This is a genomic window from Desulfuromonas sp., from assembly GCF_002868845.1.
Lineage (GTDB): Bacteria > Desulfobacterota > Desulfuromonadia > Desulfuromonadales > BM501 > BM501.
In genome coordinates, this window is sequence record NZ_PKUB01000052.1 from 1 (window position 1) to 20,841 (window position 20,841).

Sequence of the window (20,841 nt, forward strand, 5' to 3'; positions counted from 1 at the left end):
GAACAACTCCACCAGAGGGACTACAATGAATACAACTAATAGTTTTATAAACACTTTTGCTCTCTTTTTTAATAAAAACCAAGGATAAGGGGCGAGGGACGCTCGCCCGACATGGCGGTTTGGAAGGTTTTTCCAAGTGGTTGATTTTTATGATGAAAGTTTCTGCCTAAAAAATAACCACTTTGTTGGAAAGGTTTTGGTGACCGGGGGGGAGTCTTCAGCCAACACCCTTTTCCACAAGTTTTCCACAGTTTTTGTGGAAAAGGTCCCAAGGCGCCCGAAAGGGAGTGCTTTTTCATTTATTCTCCTTGGAGGTCCCCCTCTTTTTCGCCCCGGCCCCTTTCAATATATCGCCCTCGCCGGCGGAAAGGATGCTCGGCGAGGGTTCCTTTTCTTTCAAGCCCAGGTCCTGGGTTTCGAAACCTTCGACGAAGCCGTCGATCCGGCTGCGCAATGCCTCCTCCGGATCGTGCCCGAGGGCCGAGGCGAGTCCTGCCAACTCAAAGAACAGGCTCCCGAAGAGATTGCCGAGCCGTTCCTTGTCGTCCGTGCCCAGTTCCATGTTCAGTGCCTCAAGGTGTGTCCTGGCCTGCTCTGCCCGACGAAGGGGAGAGCCTGGGTCGTATCCGGCCCGGGCGGCCTTTTCATTGATCTTGGCTGCCCGCAGCAGGGCCGGCAATTGCCGGGGGAGATTCCCGAGCGCTGAGGAAGCCTCGCCTCGCTTGGATTTCTCTCGCGCCTTGATCCGGTCCCACTGGGTATTCAACTCTTCCAGGTCGAGCGTCTGCACCTCGTCGAACACATGCGGGTGGCGGCGTACGAGCTTGTCGGCGATCCCGTCGGCAACATCGGCCATGGTGAAGGCCTGACGTTCCTCGAAAATCCTGGTCTGAAACACGATCTGGAGAAGGAGGTCCCCAAGCTCTTCCTTGATTGACGAGGCGCACCCCTGATCGATCGCTTCGATAACCTCATAGGTCTCTTCGATCAGGTAAGGCTTGAGGCTCTCGGGGGTTTGCTCGGCATCCCAGGGGCACCCCCCTGGCGAGCGCAGAGTGTCCATGATCTCCAGAAGACGGCGGAAGGCGAGGCAGGCTTGAGAGTGTGGCGTCGGCATGCTGGGGGGTTGATCTCCAGAAAAGTTGAACAGGGTACGGCAAAAACTAACCCAATACAGGAGCTATTGCAAGGATGAAAAGGGTCCTTTTCCCCTTGGTCTCTCCGTATATATTCCCAGGGAAGGTGCCTGGAAATAGGGTGATTCTAGAGGTCTCCGGAGGGGGCGATTTCCCTTGACAAAAAGGGGGGCGTCACTATACTAACCGTTTCCAAGCTCGCAAGGAGGGTAGAGGTGCGCCTACGCATCGAGGACATTAAAGAGAAGGGTCTCACCCTCGATTTTGTTGAAGACCCCAGCGAATACCCGGTTCTGTCCGAAATGGCAAAGAAGGGGGAGGGGGACTTTCGAACCGAAGTACGCACCCACGTGCGGGCCCAGCGGATCGGTGACCTGGTCGAAATAGACGGGCGGGTAGAGACCACCGCTCGGCTGGCTTGCAGTCGATGCCTCCAGGATTTCGAGAAACCCCTCTCGGGCGGATTTTCACTCGCCTTCGTGAGGGAACTTCCTGCGGTTCACGACGAAGAGGGCGGCGAGGAAGTCGAGGTCTCTGCCGAGGAGATGGGTCTTGTTCTGTTCGAGGGGGATGAGATCGACCTGAAGGACACAGTTCAGGAACAGGTGGTTCTCGCCCTGCCTGTGCGCCCCCTCTGTTCCAATCAATGCCCGGGGCTTTGCGCCAAGTGCGGTGCCGACCTCAAACATGGCGAGTGCGGGTGCGACCGGGTGTCGGGCAGTCTGAAATTCGCGGCCCTCAAGGACTTCAAGGTAAACAAAGATCGCAATTAACCGGCTTGGACCCCAAGCCGAGGCCGAAGATATCATTGAATCGACCTGTTGGTCGACGAACAAGGAGATGTTAAACCATGGCAGTACCAAAAAAGAAAACATCAAAATCCAAACGTGACATGCGCCGTTCCCACGACGCCCTGACAGCGCCCGGAATTTCCATCTGTTCCCAGTGCAAAGAGCCGAAACAGCCTCACCGGGTCTGCGCCAGTTGCGGGACCTACAAAGGGAAAGACATCCTCGGCACCGAAGAATAAGGGGCTGTCCGATCGATGCCGCGCATTGTCGTTGCCGTGGATGCCATGGGGGGGGACAACGCACCAGCCGTAGAGGTTGAGGGTGCTGTTGCCGCCGCCAGGAAATGGGGCATTCCAATCGTATTGGTCGGGGATTCTTCCCGGATCGAACAGGAACTCAGTAACCATTCTGCAGAAGGGCTGGACATAAGCATCCGGCATGCCAGCCAGGTCGTGGGGATGCACGACTCGCCCTCTGACGCCGTTCGCAAAAAAAAGGACTCCTCTATTCGGGTCGCCTTCAATCTGGCGAAGACGGGAGAGGCTCACGCGGTGGTCAGTGCCGGTAACTCCGGGGCCACCATGGCGGCCGGGATGTTTGTTCTGAAGCGCCTTCCCGGGATCGATCGTCCCGCCATCGCCACCATTATGCCCAATCTCAAGGACCAGACCCTGGTTCTCGACGTGGGCGGAAACGTGGATTGCAAGCCTCAGCACCTCGCCCAGTTCGCTTTTATGGGTGAGGTCTTCGTACGTCACGTACTGAAGAAGTCCAACCCGAGGGTCGGCCTCCTGTCGAACGGCGAGGAGGAGTCCAAGGGGAACGAATTGACCCGCGAGGCGCATCGGTTCCTCAAGAAAGCCCCCTTTAATTATCTGGGGTACATCGAGGGTCGGGACATCTACAACGGCTCGGTCGATGTCGTCGTGTGTGACGGGTTCGTCGGAAATGTCGTCCTGAAGGTGTCTGAAGGTCTCGCCGAGGCCCTGGGTACGATGTTGAGCAAAGAGATCCGTCAACACCCCCTGGCTAAGATCGGCTATCTTCTATCCCGCGGAGCCTTCAAGTCTTTCAAGAAGAAGGTGGACTACGCCGAATACGGCGGGGCGCCCCTGCTCGGGATCGAGGGTACGGGTATCATCGCCCATGGCGGATCGAGTCCGAGGGCCTTGATGAACGCCATCGGCCAGGCCAGGGATTATGTGGCCAGCAAGGTCAATGAAAAGCTTGTTGGACAGTTGAGTCAGGTTGCAGGGGATGACATCGAATGCCCCGAGAGGTCGAACGGGGCAGGCAAGGTGCTGGAAGGTGGAAACGTCTCTGGCCCCAAAGGAGTAGCAGGTTGAAAAAAGCTCGGATAGTCGGTACCGGGTCTTATGTTCCGGAAAAAGTTCTGACCAATCATGATCTAGAGAAATTTCTCGATACCAGCGATGAGTGGATCACCAGCCGTACCGGTATCCGCGAAAGACATGTCGCCGCTGAGGGGGAAAACACCTCCGATCTGGCCACCGAGGCTGCACGTCGGGCGATGGATATGGCGGGCATTGGGGCGGAGGAGATCGACCTGATCCTCGTCGGCACCATCACCGGCGACTTTCCCTGGCCGGCCACGGCGTGTCTGGTGCAGGACAATTTGGGCGCCTGCAACGCTGCCGCTTTCGACATCTCCGCAGCCTGCAGCGGTTTTGTCTTCGCTCTCGATGCGGGGGTCAACTACATAAAAGCCGGGGCGGCCCAGAACGTACTCGTCATCGGTGCCGAAATCCTTACGAGGGTCGTGGACTGGGAAGACCGCAACACCTGTGTTCTTTTTGGCGACGGGGCTGGGGCAGTGGTCCTGCAGGGGCAGGAGGGCGAGAGCGGGGTTCTCTCAACCCATCTCCACTCCGATGGATCCTATTGGGAACTCCTCTACCAGGCCGGATTCGGCACCCGCATTCAGCCCACTGAACAGGGCATCAAGGATCGCATTCCTTACCTCAAAATGCAGGGGAACGAGGTGTTCAAAATGGCTGTCCGTTCCCTTTCGGACGTGGCCGTAGAGGCTCTCGAAACCAACGGATTCGTATCCAGCGACATCGACATGTTCATTCCGCACCAAGCCAACCGGCGCATTCTCGAAGCGACCGCCAAGAGATTGAAGCTGAAGGACGAGCAGGTTTATATCAACGTCGATCGCTTTGGGAACACCTCCGGCGCCTCGATTCCTCTTGCCCTTGACGAGGCCAACCGGGCCGGCAAGATTGCCGAGGGCGACCTGCTTCTGTTTGATGCCTTCGGCGGAGGATTCACTTGGGCCTCAGCCCTGGTTCGCTGGTAGTCTCTGCGGAATTCGGATCGATCAAGAAGGAGAATTGAATACAAATGGTCGCTTTTTTATTCCCCGGCCAGGGGTCGCAGTTCCCGGGCATGGGAAAGGAACTCTACGACAATTTTGCCGTGGCTAGAGAGGTCTTTGAAGAAGCCAACGACGCTCTCGGATTTGATCTCGCCGCGATGTGCTTCAACGGTCCCGAAGAGGACCTGAAGCTGACCACCAATACCCAGCCCGCCATTCTCACAACCAGCATTGCTGCCCAAAGAGTGTTGCAGCAGGAGACCGACCTGAAGCCCGGCTATGTCGCCGGGCATTCCCTCGGCGAGTATTCGGCTTTGGTCTGTGCCGAGTGACTGGCCTTTGCCGATGCGGTGCGTACCGTCCGGAAGCGCGGAGCCTTCATGCAGGAGGCGGTTCCTGTCGGTGATGGGGCGATGGCCGCCGTGATCGGTCTCGACCAGGATGATCTCGAGGTGGTATGCAAAGAGGCCGCTCAGGGCGAGGTCGTCTCTCCGGCAAACTTCAACAGCCCCGGACAGGTCGTTATTGCCGGCAACGTGGCGGCAGTGAACCGCGCCATCGAACTGGCCAAGGAGCGGGGAGCCAAACGCGCTCTTCCCCTGCCTGTGAGCGCTCCCTTTCACTGCTCCCTCATGGATCCCGCTGGAAAACGGTTGGCCGAGGTTCTGGAAACAGTTTCCGTAGCATCCCTTCAATTCCCCGTAGTGACCAACGTTGAGGCTTCTCCCAACCAGGAGGCCGGACGTATCAAGGAACTTCTCGTCGCACAGGTAAGCGCTCCGGTGCGCTGGGAGGAGTCGGTCAGGGCGATGCTCGGTCTCGGCGTTGAGAGGTTTGTCGAAATCGGGCCCGGCAGGGTGCTTGCCGGACTCATCAAGCGCATCGCCAAGGGAACGGCCGTCCAGAACTTGCAGGACGTCAAGGACCTGAATGCTCTGCAAGGGGCGTGAGCGCCGTTTTACTCATTAACAGGAGGACTCAACATGCCGAAAGATAAAGTCGCCGTCGTCACGGGCGCCTCTCGGGGGATCGGCCTGAGCATCGCCAAGGCTCTGGCCGCCCAGGGTGCGCGGATCGTCGCCGTAGACATCTACCAGGAAGCTACCGAAAAGGTGGTCGCTCAATTCAAGGCGGACGGGACCGAGGCCATCGCGGTCAAGGCCAACGTCACTCTCACCGAGGACGTCGAACAGATCATCACTGCGGCCATGGATGCGTTTGGACGGGTAGATATCCTGGTAAACAACGCCGGGATAACCCGTGACGGGCTATTGCTGCGGATGAAGGACCAGGATTGGGATGCTGTTCTCTCCGTCAACTTGAAGGGGGCCTTTCTCTGCAGTCGGGCCGCTTCCAAGGTGATGTCCAAGCAGCGCTTCGGAAGGATCGTCAATATCGCTTCGGTGGTGGGGCAGATGGGAAATGCCGGGCAGGCCAATTATTGCGCCAGCAAGGCCGGCTTGATAGGACTGACCAAGTCCAACGCCCGGGAACTGGCTCGCCGCAACGTCACCGTGAACGCTGTTGCTCCCGGGTTCATCGCCACCGAAATGACCGAAATTCTGCCTGAGAAAACAAAACAGGAACTGGCGGCCCAGATCCCTCTGGGGAGCCTTGGTACCGCTGAAGATGTGGCGAACGCCGTTGTGTTTCTTGCCTCGGAAAAGGCCGGGTACGTCACCGGGCAGGTTCTGGGTGTTAACGGCGGAATGTATATGTAAACGACCAATCTTTGCACGGTCTTGCGGCCGGCACGGACATCAAACAGGAGGTAACACACATGGCTTCAACTGCTGAAAAAGTGAAACAGATCGTTGCGGAACAACTTGGGGTGGATGAGGAGCAGGTTGTCGATGGGGCGTCTTTTATGGACGACCTGGGGGCGGATTCCCTCGACACCGTTGAACTGGTAATGGCTCTCGAAGAGGAGTTCGATATCGAGATCTCCGACGAGGACGCCGAAAAAATCCAGACCGTCAAAAACGCTATCGACTACATCGCAGAAAACGCCTAACAAAGAGTGAAGGAGGGAGCCTTCGCTCCCTCCTTCACTCTTTTGACCTTTCGACCCGACCTGGAAAGATAATTTCAGGAAACCTTCCCGCACCACAGATCCTTGTTCACGAAGGAGTTTTTACATGCGCAAAGTTGTTGTGACTGGTGTCGGCACCATCTCCGCCCTCGGCATCGGGGCCGAAGAGAACTGGCAGGCCCTTATGGCAGGCCGGTCAGGGATCGGCCCCATAACCCACTTCGACGCATCCGAATTTCCGACCCAGATCGCCGGTGAGGTCAAGAATTTCAACGCCGAAGAGTTCATCGACAAGAAGGAAATCAAGAAGATGGACCTTTTCATCCAGTATGCCCTGGCGGCTGCCGATAAGGCCATGCTGGACTCTGGATTGGAAATTACCGAGGAGAACGCCGAACGTGTCGGTGTCCTCGTGGGGGCCGGCCTGGGCGGGCTTCCCGCTATCGAGAAGTATCACAACGCGATGCTTGAAAGGGGATACAAGAAGATCTCCCCGTTTTTCATCCCCATGCTGATCATTAACCTCGCGCCCGGCCATATCTCGATCCGCTACGGCGCCAAGGGCCCCAACCTCTCTTCGGTGTCCGCCTGCGCCACGGGAACTCACTCCATTGGGGACGCTTTTCGCATGATTCAGCGAGGCGACGCCGATGCTATGATCGCCGGCGGTACCGAGGCCACGATCACCTCCCTGGGGATCGGCGGATTTAACGTCATGAAGGCGCTGTCGACACGGAATGACGACCCCGAGGGAGCGAGCCGCCCCTTCGAAAAGGGTCGCGACGGTTTCGTCATGGCCGAGGGTGCGGGTATCGTGATCCTGGAGGAATATGAAGCGGCCAAGAAGCGGGGCGCCAAAATCTACGGAGAGGTCTGCGGTTACGGCCTCACCGGCGACGCTCACCACCTGACCGCCCCCGCCCCCGGCGGGGAATGGGCCGCCCGGTGCATGAAAATGGCTCTTGACGGCGCTGGCGCCCGCCCAGAAGATGTCGATTACATCAATGCCCATGGCACATCTACCCACTTCAACGACCTCTACGAAACCATGGCCATCAAGAATGTGTTCGGAGACCATGCTCGAAAGGTGATGATCAGTTCCACCAAGAGCATGACCGGCCATGCCCTCGGGGCTGCCGGCGGCCTCGAGGCAGTGTATGCCCTCATGGCCATGGAGCGGGGGGAAGTCCCGCCGACCATCAACTATCACGAACCGGACCCCGAGTGTGACCTTGACTACGTTCCAAACGAAGGGCGGCGCGGCCAAGTCCGTATGAGCATGTCCAACTCTTTCGGTTTCGGCGGGACCAACGCCACTTTGCTGTTCAGAAAGGTCTGATTGTCATCATGATCATCATCGCAAGCGACCACGGGGGCCTGGAACTCAAGGAGACCGTCAAGCAGGCTCTTCAGGACAGAGGTGTCGAGGTCCGGGACCTGGGGACCATGAACAGCGATTCGGTGGACTATCCCGACTTCGGAGCTAAGGTCGCCGGGGCGCTGGCTCGCGGAGAGGCCGATCGGGGTATTCTGATCTGCGGCACGGGGATCGGGATGTCCATCGTTGCCAACAAGTTTCCCGGAGTGCGGGCGGCGCTTATCAGCGACGAATTTACCGCCCAAATGTCCAAGGAGCACAACAACGCCAACGTGATCGTCATGGGGGGCCGGGTCCTGAACTCTGAACAGGCGTGCCGGATGGTGAACGTCTGGCTTGACACCTCTTTCGAGGGCGGCCGCCATCAAAAGCGCCTCGATAAAATCGCCCAGATCGAGGAAAACGTCAGGGCCGGCCGAGTTTGACCCGGGCCTATGTGGGCAGGCAAACGGCCTGCCCATTGCTTTAGCTGGACGTGTTTTAGAAACCGAGAGTTAACCGGAGGATGGTAAAGATGTCGGAGATGATAGCCCAGTTCGATCCGGAAATTGCTGCTTCGATTCGCCGCGAGACCGAGCGCCAGGAGTACAGCCTCGAGTTCATCGCCTCGGAAAACTTTGTCAGCGAGCTGGTTCTGGAGGCTCAGGGGTCTGTCCTGACCAACAAGTATGCCGAGGGTTACCCGGGCAAGAGGTACTACGGCGGCTGCGAATTCGTCGACGTGGCAGAGCAGTTGGCCATTGACCGCGCCAAGGAGCTTTTCGGGGCCGAACATGCCAATGTCCAGCCCCACTCCGGGTCCCAGGCCAACATGGCGGTCTATTTTACGGTCTGCCAGCCGGGCGACACGGTTCTCGGGATGAATCTCGCTCACGGAGGCCACCTCACCCACGGCTCGCCCGTCAACTTTTCCGGGAAACTGTTCAATATCGTTCCCTACGGGGTCAAGAAAGAAACCGGGACGATCGACTACGAAGAAGTGGAGCGGCTTGCAGAAGAGCACCGCCCGAAACTTATCGTCGTCGGTGCCAGCGCCTATCCCCGGACCATCGATTTCGCCGCCTTCCGGAGGATCGCCGACAAGGTCGGTGCCATGGTCATGGTCGATATGGCTCATATCGCCGGGCTGGTCGCAACCGGCCAGCACCCGAGTCCGGTTCCCCATGCTGAATTCGTCACCACCACGACCCACAAGACCCTGCGCGGACCCCGGGGAGGAATGATTCTTTGCCGTGAGGGGTTCGCCAAAAAAATCAACAGCAATATCTTCCCCGGTATTCAGGGCGGCCCCCTGATGCATGTCATCGCGGCCAAGGCGGTGGCGTTCAAGGAAGCGCTTTCTGCCGAATTCAAGGATTACTCCGCCCAAGTGGTGAAGAACGCCAGCGCTCTCGCCGAGGGGCTGGTCAAGCGCGGGTTCAATCTCGTTTCCGGCGGGACCGACAATCACCTCATGCTGCTCGATTTCTCCGGAACGGAGCTGACCGGCAAGGTCGCCGAGGAAACCCTTGAAAAGGCCGGTATTACTGTCAACAAAAACGCCGTCCCCTTCGACACCCGTTCACCCTTTGTGACCAGCGGCATCCGCATCGGCACTCCGGCCACGACCAGTCGCGGCCTCAAGGAGCTGGAAATGGCACTGGTCGCCGAGTGGATCGACCGGGCTCTTGAAAACGTGGGCAACGACGCCGCCCTTGCCGAGATCCGGCAGGAAATTCGCCAGCTTTGCGAGCGCTTTCCCCTTTATGCCCACCGCCTGAGGTAAATGACTCGTCCGTCCTGGGAAGAATACTTCATGGATATCGCCCGCCTGGTGGCCAAGCGCTCTACGTGCTTGCGCCGCCGTGTCGGTGCCGTGGTGGTCAAGGACAAGAACATCCTGGCCACGGGGTATAACGGCACCCCTTCGGGGATTACCCACTGTGAGGAGGTCGGCTGCCTGCGCCAGAGGCTCAACGTCCCTTCCGGTGAGCGCCATGAACTGTGTCGTGGACTGCACGCCGAGCAGAACGCCATCATTCAGGCCGCCAAGCACGGCGCTAACATCAGCGGCACGACTCTCTATTGCACAAATTCGCCTTGCGTGATCTGCTCTAAAATGATCATCAATGCCGGTATCCACCGGATCATTTTTCTGGAGGGATACCCCGACGACCTGTCCACCGAACTTCTTCGGGAATCGGGGGTGGAGCTGGTGCCTTATTCAAATTCCTCGGGAGAGGCGAAGGAGGATGCGCCATGAAATGTCCCTTTTGCGGGTTTGCCGACACCAAGGTTATCGATTCCCGTCTCGGCAAGGAAGGGAACAACATTCGCCGCCGGCGCGAGTGCATCGACTGCGAGCGGCGTTTCACCACCTATGAAAGGGTCGAGGAGAGTCTTCCCCTGGTCGTCAAGAAGGACGGAAGACGGGAGCCTTTCGATCGCACCAAGATCATTGCCGGGATGCAAAGGGCCTGCGAAAAGCGACCTGTTTCCATCGGTACAATCGAGAAGGTGGTGGACCGCCTCGAGGTGACCCTCCAGGAGTCCGGGGACAAGGAGATCGAGTCCTCAAGGCTTGGGGAGGCGGTCATGGTGGCGCTGCAGGGCATCGATGAGGTCGCCTACGTTCGATTCGCCTCTGTCTACCGGCAGTTCAAGGATATCAACGAGTTCATGTCGGAATTGTCCGAAATCCTCGCCAAGGGCGGCGATCGGTCCCCCTCCTGAATCCTGCTCCGGTCCTTTCTTCGGCCGGATGAACCCTTGGGTCGAATCAGTGAACACTAAAATGGCTGGCCACAAGCGGTTCATGCAGCGGGCCCTTGACCTTGCTCGTCGCGGAGAGGGACGAACCGGTCCCAACCCTCCCGTAGGAGCCATTCTGGTCAAGGACGGGCAGATCGTCGGGGAAGGGTTTCATCCCAGGGCGGGAGACCCTCATGCCGAGATTTTCGCCCTCCGCCATGCGGGGGGGGCAGCCCGCGGAAGCGACCTCTATGTGACTCTCGAACCGTGTTCCCACCGTGGACGCACCGGGCCCTGTGCCGAGGCTCTTCTCGATGCTGGGATCCGGCGGGCTTTCATCGGAACCCAAGACCCCAACCCCCTGGTTCAAGGACGGGGGATGTCCCTCCTGCGCAAAGGTGAGATCCCGGTCGAGTCCGGCCTTCTCGAAGCGGAGTGCCGGCGCCTGATCGCCCCTTTTGCCAAGCATGTCACTACCGGACTTCCCTACGTGATCCTCAAGAGCGCCGTGACCCTCGACGGTCACACGGCCACCTCCGCCGGTGATTCCCAGTGGATCAGCGGGGACGATAGTAGGACCCTCGTCCATCGTCTTCGGGACCGGGTTGACGCCATCATGGTCGGCATCGGCACAGTGCTGCACGATGACCCGCGCCTGACAACCCGCCTCCCGGAGGGGGGAAAGGATCCGCTGCGTGTGGTGGTCGACGGACGTCTTGAAATCCCCGAGGAGGCCCTCGTACTTCGTGGCGACTCCGCCGCATCGACCCTCGTTGCAACAACGGCCCGTGCATCCCGCGACAAGGTCGAGCGCCTGAGAGCCCTAGGCGCCGAGGTGCTTCTGCTCGGCGAAGATGAGGGCCGGGTCGATCTCTCCGAACTGATGGGGTGTCTTGGGCAAAGGGGAATTCAAAGTCTCCTGCTCGAAGGAGGGGGCCGCCTGAACGCCGCCGCCATACGTGAAGGCCTTGTCGACCGGATGATGGTCTTTGTCGCACCGCTCCTGCTGGGCGGCAACGACGGGCAGGGGATTTTCTCAGGGTGCGGGGTTCGACGATTGGCAGATGCTCTGCGTCTGGACGATGTCAGGATCACTTCCGTTGGCGTCGATACTCTTATTGAGGGGGAGGTCAAGGGATGTTCACCGGTCTGATCGAAGATCTGGGCGTTCTGCGGGAGGTGCGCAAGCAGGGCGAGAGAGGATCCCTGGTCGTCTCGGCCAACATTCCCGCTTCAGAATTCCGACTGGGTGAGAGTATTGCGGTCAATGGGGTCTGCCTGACGGTGTCCTCCTTTGGCGAGGGCAACTTTACCGCAGACGTCTCTCCCGAAACCCTTCTGCGAACCACTCTGGGGGGATTGCCGCCGTGCATACCCGTAAACCTGGAGCGAGCGGTGCGCTTGTGCGATCGCCTCGGCGGGCACCTTGTGACGGGACACGTGGACGGCGTCGCCAGGATCCTGAAGCGGGAGAAGGACCGCAACGCCGTGCGCTTTTCCATCTCTCTGCCTGGCGACCTGGCGCGGTATGTCGTGGAAAAGGGTTCAATCGCAGTGGACGGCATCAGCCTGACCGTCAACCGGGTTTTCCCGGAGAATTTCTCCGTCTCGATCATTCCCCATACCCTCGCCGAAACGGCGCTGAAGGAGAAGGGGGCCGGTGACAAGGTGAATCTTGAAACGGATATCCTCGGCAAATACGTGGAACGCCTCCTGACCGGAGGGACGGCCTCCGCCGGGGCGGGGATCGACCTCGATTTCCTTGCCAAGCATGGATTTATGTGACATATATTTGGATCACACAAAGGACTATAGAGAATGCCAATTGACAAAATTGAAGCCGCTCTGGAGGATATCCGTCAGGGCAAAATGGTCATCCTGGTCGATGACGAGGACCGGGAGAACGAAGGGGACCTGACCATGGCCGCAGAAATGGTCACGCCCGAGGCCGTCAATTTCATGGCCAAGGAGGGGCGTGGCCTCATATGTCTGTCCCTTACCGAGAAGCGGGCTGACTACCTTGGCTTGCCCCTGATGGTGTCGGAGAACACCTCCTCCTTCGGGACCGCCTTCACCGTGTCCATTGAGGCGAGGCGAGGTGTCAGCACCGGCATCTCCGCAGCCGACCGGGCGACCACCATCCTTGCCGCCATTGACGAGAACTCCAGCCCTTCAGATCTGGCTCGCCCCGGACATGTCTTTCCTCTGCGGGCTAAGCTCGGGGGGGTGATGGTCCGGGCCGGACAGACCGAGGGGTCCGTCGACCTGGCCCGATTGGCGGGGCTGAAGCCTTCCGGCGTCATTTGTGAAATCATGAATGACGACGGCACAATGGCGCGGATGCCTCAGCTCAAAGAGTTTGCCAAAAAACACGATCTGAAGATCGTTTCCATTGCTGACCTCGTGGCCTATCGCATGCGCAAGGAGTTGCTCGTGCGGCGGGCCGCCGAAACCGTCATCCCGACCCCCTTTGGCGGCGACTTCAAGGCAATCGCCTACGAAAACGATGTTGACAATGCCCAGCACCTCGCTCTGGTCAAGGGGGAGGTCGATCCCGACCGGCCGGTTCTTGTGCGTGTCCATTCCGAGTGCCTCACCGGGGATGTCTTCGGGTCGATGCGTTGCGACTGCGGTGAGCAGTTGCACGCCGCCATGGCTCAGATCGAAGAAGAAGGAGGCGGGGTCATTCTCTACATGCGTCAGGAGGGGCGGGGAATCGGGCTCATCAACAAGCTGCGCGCATATGCATTGCAGGAAAAGGGGCACGATACTGTCGAGGCCAACGAGGTCCTCGGATTCAAGGCCGATCTGCGCGATTACGGCCTCGGCGCCCAGATCCTGAGCGATCTCGGGATTCGGCAGATTCGCCTCATGACCAACAACCCGAAAAAAGTGATCGGACTTGAGGGGTACGGTCTGAAAATCGTCGAACGGGTGCCGATCGAGGTGAAAGCCACTTCTGACAACCTCGACTACCTCAAAACAAAACGCGAAAAGATGGGGCACCTGCTCGAAAACCTTTAGCCTTTTCAGTATTGTCTGAATCATAAGAGGCCCAGGGCCTCCACTGCCGATTTGTCCTATCGAGGGAGAAAAGACATGGCCAAGACCATCGAGGGTCAGCTTGACGCCAAAGGGTTGAAATTCGCCCTTGTTGTGAGCCGCTTTAACAGTTTCATCTGTGAACGCCTTCTCGAGGGGGCAATCGACGCCCTTGTCCGGCACGGGGCCGCTCAGGGAGACCTGGAGATCGTCAAGGTTCCCGGGGCCTTCGAAATACCGATGGCCGCGAAAAAAATCGTCGAGTCACAGCGCCATGACGCTGTTATTTGTCTTGGTGCCGTTATCCGCGGAGCGACCCCTCACTTCGACTATGTCAGTGCTGAAGTCTCCAAGGGGATCGCCGCGGTGAGTATGGACTCCTCGGTGCCTGTCGCCTTCGGTGTTCTGACCACGGACAGCGTGGAACAGGCGATCGAGAGAGCCGGAACCAAGGCTGGCAACAAGGGGTACGATGCGGCGGTCAGCGCCATTGAGATGGCCAATCTCTTCAAGGTTCTTTGAACAAGATGAGTATCGGTATCCGGCGGCGGGGCAGGGAACTGGCCCTCAAAATCATATACAGCCTCAAGGACCAGAATATCTCCATGGGCGATGTTCTGGGGGATTTCTGGGCCAACTTCCGCTTCGCCGAAGATCAACTCGGCGAAGCCCTCGACGAGGCGGACGCGCCCGTTCACCCGGAGGTTCGACGTTTCGCCGAAGAACTGGCCACGGGGGTATTCAGCAACCTTGGCGAGATCGACCGGGTCATCGAGGAGTTCTCGACCAACTGGGCACTGGACCGCATGGCCCGGGTGGACAAAGCCTTGCTGCGGTTGGCGACCTTTGAACTGATCTGCCGGCCGGACGTTCCTTCCAGCGTGGTTATCAACGAAGCCATCGAGGTCGGCAAGCGCTACGGCACCAAGGAGACTCCTGCATTTGTCAACGGGATTTTGGACAAGATCTCCAGGACCCGTCGTCCTTCCAAGGCATGACGGCCCCCGATCTGGTCGAAATACCCATTGACCGCATTCAGGGAGAGGTGGTCGCCGTTTTGTATTTCGAGGACGAACGGCCACCGCGGGGGCCCGCCGCACTGCTGGACTGGCGGCTGAATGGAGTCCTCACCGAACTCCTCGTCCAGGGCAGGGCCGCAGGACATGTCGGGGAGCAGATCCTCGTCCCCAACAACGGAAAGCTCGGGGCGGATTGGGCCCTTTTCCTCGGCGGGGGGCGCTGGGAGGGGAGGGGAAAGAAGAGCTACCGCACCCTCGTCGAGCAGGCCCTTGATACATGCCGGGGGTTGAACCTTTCCAGGGTTGGGATAGGGCTGACCCCGCTGGAAGGCATGGGGGAGGGGAGCGCTGAGAAGATGGTTTCTCAAGCCCTCGGCCGGCGGACCGTCACTGACCTTGAGTGTCAGCTCTGCTTGGGGTAAAGGCCGTTCCCGCATGTACCCGGTCTTTGATCGATTTTCATTTTTTATATAAAGGGGATGTTATGAAAGAGCTTAAGGTTGGGCTTCTCGGTTTCGGAACTATTGGTACCGGCGTTGTGAAAATGTTCCAGAAAAACGCTGAACTGATGGAACAGCGCCTTGGGGCTCGCCTTTCCCTGGCACGGATTGCTGACCTTGACATTACCTCCGACCGTGGGGTTGCCCTGGAAAACGGAATGCTTACCTCCCGGGTCGAGGAGGTTCTGGATAACCCGCAGATCGACATTGTCATCGAATTGATCGGGGGGTACGAACCGGCCCGCTCTTTCGTCCTAAGGGCCATTGAAAATGGAAAGCACGTGGTGACGGCCAACAAGGCCCTGCTTGCGATCCATGGTGATGAGATCTTCGGGGCGGCCGAGAAACATGGCGTTGAGGTCTTTTTCGAGGCTGCCGTCGGGGGGGGGATACCCGTCATTTCGGCCATCAAGGAAAGTCTCTGCGCCAATCGATTCGGAAGCGTCTTTGGGATTCTCAACGGGACATGCAACTATATCCTCTCCCGGATGACCTCCGAAGGTGAAGATTTCGATCTGGTCCTCAAGGACGCCCAGGTCCAGGGGTATGCCGAGGCGGATCCCACCTTTGACATCGAGGGGGTCGACGCCGCTCATAAACTGGCCCTGCTGATGTCCCTCTGCTTCGGCACCCGGGTTCGGTTCGAAGACATCTACACCGAGGGGATTAGCTCCATTTCCGCGCTGGACATCCAGTTCGCACGGGAATTCGGATACAAAATCAAACTCCTTGCCATCAGCAAAAAGGACAATGGTCGCATCGAGGCAAGGGTTCATCCGACCATGATTCCCCTAAACCAGCCCCTCGCAGACGTCGACGGGGTGTTCAATGCCGTGTGCCTATCGGGGGATTTCGTCGGTCCGATCATGCTGTACGGGCTCGGTGCGGGGATGGAGGCTACCGCCAGCGCCGTCATGGGCGACGTTATGGCCATCGGGCGCAACCTGCTGGCCGGTGCCAAGGTGCGAACACCCTCCATGGGATACGTAATGGACCAGGTGACCGAGTTAGCCATCAAGTCGATGGATGACGTGGAGACTCAATACTACCTGCGCTTCGCAGCAACCGACCAACCCGGGGTGCTGGCTCAGATTTCAGGCATTCTGGGTCGTCACGACATCAGTATCGCTTCCATGATCCAGCCCGAGAGGCGCGAGGGAGGTGCAGTGCCGATCGTGCTCATGACTCACGAAGCAAGGGAGGCCAACATTCGCCGCGCCCTGCTGGAAATCGATGCTCTCCAGGTGGTTCAGGACCGAAGTCATTTCATCCGGATCGAGAGCGAGTTGGGCTAAGAACGGGTTTCAGACGCAAAGGGGAAAAAAAAACGTTCCGGGCCGTTGAAAGTGCTTGACATCTCTTGGGGTATTTTGATAGAAACAACCGGCGTTTGGGCATGTAGGCACGTAGCTCAGTGGGAGAGCACTACCTTGACACGGTAGGGGTCGGCGGTTCAATCCCGCCCGTGCCTACCATCTACACGCCCAATCGGAACGCGAGCATGGAGGCATCCTCGGATGCCTCTTTTCGTTAGTGGAGTCGTAATGAGTCAGATTCACATCGCATTGCCCGACGGGACCGTCAAGGAGTTCGAGCAGGGAACGACTCCTCTTGATGTTGCCCGTTCCATCGGGGAGGGTTTAGCACGACAGTCCGTTGCCGCCCGCTGCGACGGTCAATTGGTCGATTTGAACGCCTCCCTTGAAAAGGACGCCAGCCTCGAGTTAGTGACCCTTTCGTCACCCGAGGGTCTGGATGTCTATCGGCACTCCGCCGCTCACCTGATGGCTCATGCCGTCAAGGACCTTTACGGTGACGACGTTCAGGTGACCATCGGCCCCTCTGTCGAAAACGGCTTCTACTACGACTTTTACACCGAAAAGCACACTTTTACTCCCGAAGAGTTCGACCGCATCGAGAAGAAGATGGCCGAGTTGGCCAGTGCCGACATGCCCATTGTTCGGGAGGAGGTCAGCCGCGACAGCGCCATCCGTTTGTTCCGGGACATGGGCGAGACCTTCAAGGTGCAGCTTATCGAGGATCTGCCCAACGAGACGGTCTCCCTCTACCGGCAGGGGGATTTTGTCGATCTGTGCCGCGGACCGCACCTAGCATCCACCGGAGCGCTCAAGGCCTTCAAGTTGACCAGCGTGGCGGGCGCCTATTGGCGCGGCGATGAAAAGAACGCCATGCTTCAGCGGATCTACGCCACGGCCTTTCCCGACAAGAAAAAGCTCAAGGCCCATCTGGCAAAACTCGAAGAGGCCAAGAAGCGCGACCATCGCAAGTTGGGCAAGGAGCTTGACCTTTTCTCCTTTAACGAGGAGGCGGGCGCCGGCTTGGTGATATGGCACCCCAAGGGGGCTCTTCTTAGGACCCTGCTTGAAGATTTCGAGCGCCGGGAGCATCTCAAGAGAGGTTACGATATCGTGTTGGGGCCGCAGATCCTCCGCACCGACCTCTGGAAAACTTCGGGCCATTACGAAAATTATCGCGAGAACATGTACTTCACCGAGGTCGAGGAACAGAGCTACGGCATCAAGCCGATGAACTGCCTCGCCCATATGCTCATATACAAGTCCAAAATCCGTTCCTACCGCGATCTTCCATTGCGTTTTTTCGAACTCGGCACCGTTCACCGCCACGAGAAGTCTGGGGTTCTACACGGTCTGCTGAGGGTGAGGGGTTTTACCCAGGACGACGCCCACATCCTTTGCACTCCCGACCAGCTCGACGGCGAGATCAAAGGGGTTCTCCAGTTCGTTCAGGAAGTCATGGCGATTTTCGGCTTCGACTATGAAATGGAGATCTCCACGCGACCGGAGAAGTCGATCGGTTCCGACGAGGACTGGGAGCAGGCCACCGATGCTCTTTTGAACGCACTCAAGGACTCCGGGCTCCCCTTTGAGATCAACGAGGGGGATGGCGCTTTCTACGGGCCGAAGATCGATATCAAGCTCAAGGACGCTCTTGACAGGAAGTGGCAGTGTGCTACTATTCAGTGCGATTTTACCCTGCCCGAGCGATTCGACCTCACTTATGTAGGAACGGACGGCGAGAAGCATCGACCGGTCATGGTCCACCGGGTTATCCTGGGGGCCATTGAAAGGTTTATCGGTGTGCTTATCGAACATTTCGCCGGGAACTTCCCGCTTTGGATCTCGCCGGTTCAGGCTACGGTCGTCAACGTGACCGACAATCAGGGCGAGTACGCTGAAAAGGTCTACGAGCAACTCCGGGCCGAAGGCGTGCGCGTGCAGAAGGACCTCCGGAACGAGAAACTGGGCTTCAAAATTCGCGAAGCCCAGATGGAGAAGATCCCTTATATGCTCGTTGTGGGGGACAAGGAGATGGAAAACGGGACCGTCGCCCCGCGCCACCGGTCCGGTAAGAACCTAGACCCCATGACCCCTGCAGAGTTCGTCCGGTTCGTTCAGGACGAGTGCGGGCAACACCACTAGGAGGCGGGACCATAGCTAAGCAAGAGACCAACATCAACCGTGCCATTCGAGCCAGGGAGGTCCGTGTCGTCGATGACGAAGGGACCCAGCTTGGCGTCCTGAGCCTCCAAGAGGCCCTGTCCGCCGCTGATGAACGGGGGCTCGACTTGGTTGAGGTGTCCCCCAACGCCGCGCCGCCGGTTTGCCGAATCATGGATTACGGCAAATACAAGTATCAGGCGCAGAAGCGGGCGGCCGAGGCCAGGAAGAAAACCGTACGGGTGGAGATCAAGGAAGTCAAGATGCGCCCCAAGACGGAGGAGCATGACTTCCAGTACAAACTGAAGAACGCCCGAAGGTTTCTCGAGGGAGGGAACAAAGTCAAGGTCACCATCATGTTCAGAGGCAGGGAGGTGACTCACCCCGAGTTCGGAACCCGGCTTTTGGAGCGGGTGGCCGAGGAGGTCAAAGACCTTGGACAGGTCGAAATGAGGGGCAGGATGGCCGGGCGCTTCATGACGATGGTTGTCGAACCACTCAAGAAGTAGCCGCCACTCACTTGGCGGCGTGCATTATTTAGAAGGAGAGGGTTATGCCCAAGATCAAAACCAATCGCGGAGCGGCGAAACGCTTCCGCAAGACCGGAACCGGCAAGATTCGTCGCAACAAGGCTTTCACCAGCCACATCCTGACCAAGAAGTCGACCAAGCGTAAGCGGGAGCTTCGTCAGGGTACGTTGGTGCATAAGGCCGATGTCAAGAATGTCAGTCAGCTGATCCCTTACCTCTAGGGGTATTAGCCGGGGTCAGGTCGTGAACTGAGGGGACGGTATCCCCCTTCAGATCCGGCCGCGGGATTTTCCCGCTCATTATCCAGAGAAGGAGAAAGAGATGCCCAGAGTAAAAAGAGGATTCAAGGCAAGACGCAGAAGGAACAAGGTTCTAAAACTGGCCAAGGGCTACCGCGGCGCTCGGAGCAAGCTGTTTCGCAGTGCCACTGAGGCAGTCGACCGGGCCCTCAATTACGCTTACCGGGATCGAAAAGTACGCAAGCGGGACTTTCGGGCCCTGTGGATCGCCCGCATCAACGCTGCTGCCCGTGAGAACGGTGTCTCCTACAGCAGGCTTGTTTTTGGGCTGAAAAAGGCGGAAATCGGGTTGGACCGCAAGATTTTGGCCCAACTGGCCGTGGCCGACCCTGCCGGGTTCAGCTCGGTCGTTGATAAGGCCAAAGCCCAACTCCAGTAGGGATGTAATCAAAAGAGATGAGGGCTGACCTCATCTCTTTTTTTTTGTGGTCGGTCAATGGAAGCCGAAGGGCTTCCATTGTTCTTTTCATGCGCTGACGTCGGAAAGAGTTATTAAAGAAAAACTGGAACAGATGCGGGTCACCGCCCGGGACGCCATGGAGGCTGCCGGGACCGAGGACCTTTTGCAGGATGTGCGAGTCAGGTTCCTGGGCAAAAAGGGTGATCTGACCGCCATTATGAAGGGGATGGGTCGACTGACTTCGGAGGAGCGTCCCGTTGTCGGCGCCCTGGCCAATACGGTCAAGTCCGAACTCGAGGGGCTCTTCGAGGCGCGCCTGAAAACGGTTCGCGAGGCGGAGATAGGCAAGCGCCTGGAGCAGGAGCGTATCGATGTCACCCTCCCAGGGCGGCGCCTTTCCCAGGGCACCAAGCACCCCATCACCCTGGTTACCGAGGAGATTGTGGAGATCTTTTCCTCTCTCGGTTTCGGAGTTGCGGAGGGTCCGGAAGTTGAAAAGGACTTTTATAACTTCGAGGCCCTCAACCTCCCCAAAGACCACCCGGCCAGGGACATGCAGGACACCTTTTATATCTCCGAAGACGTGGTGCTGCGCACGCATACCTCGCCCGTACAGATCCGCACCATGCTTCGGCAAGCTCCGCCGGTTCGCGTTATTGCTCCGGGGACAGTTTACCGCAGGGACTCCGACCTGACGCACAGCCCCATGTTTCACCAGGTCGAGGGTTTTCTTGTCGATCGGAACGTCACTTTCGGCGACCTGAAGGGGATTCTGACCACGTTCATCGCCCAGTTCTTCGGGAAGAATATCGGTGTTCGTTTCCGGCCCTCCTTTTTCCCGTTTACCGAGCCGAGTGCCGAGGTGGACATGCAATGCGTCATCTGCGGAGGAGACGGCTGCCGGGTTTGCAAGAACTCCGGCTGGCTCGAGATCCTTGGCAGCGGCATGATCGATCCCGAGGTGTTCAAGGCGGTCGATTACGATCCCGAGGCGTACAGCGGATTCGCCTTCGGCATGGGGCTGGAGCGCATCGCCATGCTCAAATACGGGGTCAACGATCTCCGGCTCTTTTTTGAAAACGACCTGCGGTTTTTGAAGCAGTTTTGAATGGAAAAAACCTTTTCCACCGGCATGTTGGAAATGAATAGTTGATAAGGGACTGA

The 20,841-nt window shown here is 58.3% G+C and carries 25 protein-coding genes, 1 tRNA gene and 1 pseudogene; 25 read left to right on the plus strand and 2 right to left on the minus strand.

Annotation, left to right across the window (positions count from 1 at the left end; translation table 11 throughout):
• Positions 1-68: 68 nt before the first annotated feature.
• Together C0617_RS15640 and mazG are read right to left on the minus strand one after the other, a co-directional pair.
• Positions 69-299, minus strand: a complete 231-nt coding sequence (locus tag C0617_RS15640; protein WP_291317973.1) for a hypothetical protein — start codon at positions 297-299, stop codon at positions 69-71.
• Entirely contained in the window at positions 296-1,117 is an 822-nt protein-coding gene (mazG, locus tag C0617_RS15645; protein ID WP_291317974.1) for a nucleoside triphosphate pyrophosphohydrolase, read from the minus strand. The genes C0617_RS15640 and mazG overlap by 4 nt, the downstream gene beginning before the upstream one ends.
• Before the next feature lie 234 nt (positions 1,118-1,351).
• On the opposite strand from mazG, the gene C0617_RS15650 reads away from it, so the two are divergent.
• From C0617_RS15650 to pheS, 25 genes and pseudogenes are all read left to right on the plus strand, one after another.
• Positions 1,352-1,909: a DUF177 domain-containing protein gene (locus tag C0617_RS15650; protein WP_291317975.1), complete on the plus strand. Its 558-nt coding sequence runs from the start codon at positions 1,352-1,354 to the stop codon at positions 1,907-1,909.
• Positions 1,910-1,986: 77 nt separating this feature from the next.
• Positions 1,987-2,166, plus strand: a complete 180-nt coding sequence (rpmF, locus tag C0617_RS15655) for a 50S ribosomal protein L32 (RefSeq protein WP_291317976.1) — start codon at positions 1,987-1,989, stop codon at positions 2,164-2,166.
• Positions 2,167-2,190: 24 nt separating this feature from the next.
• Positions 2,191-3,273, plus strand: a complete 1,083-nt coding sequence (plsX, locus tag C0617_RS15660; protein WP_365889452.1) for a phosphate acyltransferase PlsX — start codon at positions 2,191-2,193, stop codon at positions 3,271-3,273.
• Entirely contained in the window at positions 3,270-4,250 is a 981-nt protein-coding gene (locus C0617_RS15665) for a beta-ketoacyl-ACP synthase III (RefSeq protein WP_291317978.1), read from the plus strand. Before plsX ends, C0617_RS15665 begins: the two co-directional genes overlap by 4 nt.
• Positions 4,251-4,288: 38 nt before the next feature.
• Positions 4,289-5,218: pseudogene (gene fabD, locus C0617_RS15670) on the plus strand (ACP S-malonyltransferase).
• A gap of 33 nt (positions 5,219-5,251) precedes the next feature.
• Positions 5,252-5,989 carry a 3-oxoacyl-[acyl-carrier-protein] reductase gene (gene fabG / locus C0617_RS15675; RefSeq protein ID WP_291317979.1) on the plus strand — a complete coding sequence of 246 codons (738 nt, stop codon included), beginning with the start codon at positions 5,252-5,254 and terminating at the stop codon, positions 5,987-5,989.
• Between the two features lie 59 nt (positions 5,990-6,048).
• Positions 6,049-6,282 (plus strand): acyl carrier protein, encoded by a 234-nt coding sequence (gene acpP, locus C0617_RS15680; protein ID WP_291317980.1) that lies wholly within the window; start codon positions 6,049-6,051, stop codon positions 6,280-6,282.
• 124 nt (positions 6,283-6,406) lie between these two features.
• A complete protein-coding gene (fabF, locus tag C0617_RS15685; protein WP_291317981.1) occupies positions 6,407-7,639 on the plus strand; it encodes a beta-ketoacyl-ACP synthase II in 1,233 nt (410 codons plus the stop codon).
• A gap of 8 nt (positions 7,640-7,647) precedes the next feature.
• On the plus strand, positions 7,648-8,103 hold the full coding sequence (gene rpiB / locus C0617_RS15690) for a ribose 5-phosphate isomerase B (protein WP_291317982.1): 456 nt from the start codon (positions 7,648-7,650) through the stop codon (positions 8,101-8,103).
• A 98-nt stretch (positions 8,104-8,201) separates the two neighbouring features.
• Positions 8,202-9,443 (plus strand): serine hydroxymethyltransferase, encoded by a 1,242-nt coding sequence (gene glyA, locus C0617_RS15695; RefSeq protein ID WP_365889453.1) that lies wholly within the window; start codon positions 8,202-8,204, stop codon positions 9,441-9,443.
• Positions 9,444-9,920, plus strand: coding sequence for a cytidine/deoxycytidylate deaminase family protein (locus C0617_RS15700; protein WP_291317984.1), 477 nt, complete (start codon positions 9,444-9,446; stop codon positions 9,918-9,920).
• A complete protein-coding gene (nrdR, locus tag C0617_RS15705; protein ID WP_291317985.1) occupies positions 9,917-10,390 on the plus strand; it encodes a transcriptional regulator NrdR in 474 nt (157 codons plus the stop codon). The genes C0617_RS15700 and nrdR overlap by 4 nt, the downstream gene beginning before the upstream one ends.
• A 61-nt stretch (positions 10,391-10,451) precedes the next feature.
• Positions 10,452-11,561, plus strand: a complete 1,110-nt coding sequence (gene ribD / locus C0617_RS15710) for a bifunctional diaminohydroxyphosphoribosylaminopyrimidine deaminase/5-amino-6-(5-phosphoribosylamino)uracil reductase RibD (protein ID WP_291317986.1) — start codon at positions 10,452-10,454, stop codon at positions 11,559-11,561.
• Positions 11,546-12,193, plus strand: a complete 648-nt coding sequence (locus C0617_RS15715; protein ID WP_291317987.1) for a riboflavin synthase — start codon at positions 11,546-11,548, stop codon at positions 12,191-12,193. The genes ribD and C0617_RS15715 overlap by 16 nt, the downstream gene beginning before the upstream one ends.
• A gap of 33 nt (positions 12,194-12,226) precedes the next feature.
• Complete coding sequence (locus tag C0617_RS15720; protein ID WP_291317988.1) at positions 12,227-13,432, plus strand: bifunctional 3,4-dihydroxy-2-butanone-4-phosphate synthase/GTP cyclohydrolase II; 1,206 nt, start codon at positions 12,227-12,229, stop codon at positions 13,430-13,432.
• 75 nt (positions 13,433-13,507) lie between these two features.
• Positions 13,508-13,972, plus strand: coding sequence for a 6,7-dimethyl-8-ribityllumazine synthase (gene ribE, locus C0617_RS15725; RefSeq protein WP_291317989.1), 465 nt, complete (start codon positions 13,508-13,510; stop codon positions 13,970-13,972).
• A 5-nt stretch (positions 13,973-13,977) separates the two neighbouring features.
• Positions 13,978-14,448: a transcription antitermination factor NusB gene (gene nusB / locus C0617_RS15730; RefSeq protein WP_291317990.1), complete on the plus strand. Its 471-nt coding sequence runs from the start codon at positions 13,978-13,980 to the stop codon at positions 14,446-14,448.
• Positions 14,445-14,891 (plus strand): M17 family peptidase N-terminal domain-containing protein, encoded by a 447-nt coding sequence (locus C0617_RS15735; RefSeq protein ID WP_291317991.1) that lies wholly within the window; start codon positions 14,445-14,447, stop codon positions 14,889-14,891. The genes nusB and C0617_RS15735 overlap by 4 nt, the downstream gene beginning before the upstream one ends.
• Positions 14,892-14,953: 62 nt before the next feature.
• Positions 14,954-16,264, plus strand: a complete 1,311-nt coding sequence (locus C0617_RS15740) for a homoserine dehydrogenase (RefSeq protein ID WP_291317992.1) — start codon at positions 14,954-14,956, stop codon at positions 16,262-16,264.
• A 105-nt stretch (positions 16,265-16,369) separates the two neighbouring features.
• A tRNA-Val gene (locus tag C0617_RS15745) sits at positions 16,370-16,444 on the plus strand.
• 69 nt (positions 16,445-16,513) lie between these two features.
• Positions 16,514-18,430: a threonine--tRNA ligase gene (gene thrS / locus C0617_RS15750; protein ID WP_291317993.1), complete on the plus strand. Its 1,917-nt coding sequence runs from the start codon at positions 16,514-16,516 to the stop codon at positions 18,428-18,430.
• Positions 18,431-18,441: 11 nt separating this feature from the next.
• On the plus strand, positions 18,442-18,957 hold the full coding sequence (gene infC / locus C0617_RS15755; protein ID WP_365889454.1) for a translation initiation factor IF-3: 516 nt from the start codon (positions 18,442-18,444) through the stop codon (positions 18,955-18,957).
• A gap of 44 nt (positions 18,958-19,001) precedes the next feature.
• The gene (gene rpmI, locus C0617_RS15760; RefSeq protein ID WP_291317995.1) at positions 19,002-19,199 is read left to right on the plus strand and encodes a 50S ribosomal protein L35; all 198 of its coding nucleotides are present in this window, start codon (positions 19,002-19,004) and stop codon (positions 19,197-19,199) included.
• Between the two features lie 100 nt (positions 19,200-19,299).
• Positions 19,300-19,656: a 50S ribosomal protein L20 gene (gene rplT / locus C0617_RS15765; RefSeq protein WP_291317996.1), complete on the plus strand. Its 357-nt coding sequence runs from the start codon at positions 19,300-19,302 to the stop codon at positions 19,654-19,656.
• Between the two features lie 112 nt (positions 19,657-19,768).
• Complete coding sequence (pheS, locus tag C0617_RS15770; RefSeq protein WP_298038369.1) at positions 19,769-20,785, plus strand: phenylalanine--tRNA ligase subunit alpha; 1,017 nt, start codon at positions 19,769-19,771, stop codon at positions 20,783-20,785.
• Positions 20,786-20,841 lie beyond the last annotated feature (56 nt).

Excerpts from the sequence above, each read along its gene's own strand:
- C0617_RS15640 (WP_291317973.1), bottom strand. The coding sequence starts at position 299 with ATGAAAAAGCACTCCCTTTCGGGCGCCTTGGGACCTTTTCCACAAAAA.
- mazG (WP_291317974.1), bottom strand. The coding sequence starts at position 1,117 with ATGCCGACGCCACACTCTCAAGCCTGCCTCGCCTTCCGCCGTCTTCTG.
- rpmF (WP_291317976.1), top strand. The coding sequence starts at position 1,987 with ATGGCAGTACCAAAAAAGAAAACATCAAAATCCAAACGTGACATGCGC.
- fabG (WP_291317979.1), top strand. The coding sequence starts at position 5,252 with ATGCCGAAAGATAAAGTCGCCGTCGTCACGGGCGCCTCTCGGGGGATC.
- acpP (WP_291317980.1), top strand. The coding sequence starts at position 6,049 with ATGGCTTCAACTGCTGAAAAAGTGAAACAGATCGTTGCGGAACAACTT.
- fabF (WP_291317981.1), top strand. The coding sequence starts at position 6,407 with ATGCGCAAAGTTGTTGTGACTGGTGTCGGCACCATCTCCGCCCTCGGC.
- rpiB (WP_291317982.1), top strand. The coding sequence starts at position 7,648 with ATGATCATCATCGCAAGCGACCACGGGGGCCTGGAACTCAAGGAGACC.
- glyA (WP_365889453.1), top strand. The coding sequence starts at position 8,202 with ATGATAGCCCAGTTCGATCCGGAAATTGCTGCTTCGATTCGCCGCGAG.
- C0617_RS15700 (WP_291317984.1), top strand. The coding sequence starts at position 9,444 with ATGACTCGTCCGTCCTGGGAAGAATACTTCATGGATATCGCCCGCCTG.
- nrdR (WP_291317985.1), top strand. The coding sequence starts at position 9,917 with ATGAAATGTCCCTTTTGCGGGTTTGCCGACACCAAGGTTATCGATTCC.
- ribD (WP_291317986.1), top strand. The coding sequence starts at position 10,452 with ATGGCTGGCCACAAGCGGTTCATGCAGCGGGCCCTTGACCTTGCTCGT.
- C0617_RS15715 (WP_291317987.1), top strand. The coding sequence starts at position 11,546 with ATGTTCACCGGTCTGATCGAAGATCTGGGCGTTCTGCGGGAGGTGCGC.
- C0617_RS15720 (WP_291317988.1), top strand. The coding sequence starts at position 12,227 with ATGCCAATTGACAAAATTGAAGCCGCTCTGGAGGATATCCGTCAGGGC.
- ribE (WP_291317989.1), top strand. The coding sequence starts at position 13,508 with ATGGCCAAGACCATCGAGGGTCAGCTTGACGCCAAAGGGTTGAAATTC.
- nusB (WP_291317990.1), top strand. The coding sequence starts at position 13,978 with ATGAGTATCGGTATCCGGCGGCGGGGCAGGGAACTGGCCCTCAAAATC.
- C0617_RS15735 (WP_291317991.1), top strand. The coding sequence starts at position 14,445 with ATGACGGCCCCCGATCTGGTCGAAATACCCATTGACCGCATTCAGGGA.
- C0617_RS15740 (WP_291317992.1), top strand. The coding sequence starts at position 14,954 with ATGAAAGAGCTTAAGGTTGGGCTTCTCGGTTTCGGAACTATTGGTACC.
- thrS (WP_291317993.1), top strand. The coding sequence starts at position 16,514 with ATGAGTCAGATTCACATCGCATTGCCCGACGGGACCGTCAAGGAGTTC.
- rpmI (WP_291317995.1), top strand. The coding sequence starts at position 19,002 with ATGCCCAAGATCAAAACCAATCGCGGAGCGGCGAAACGCTTCCGCAAG.
- rplT (WP_291317996.1), top strand. The coding sequence starts at position 19,300 with ATGCCCAGAGTAAAAAGAGGATTCAAGGCAAGACGCAGAAGGAACAAG.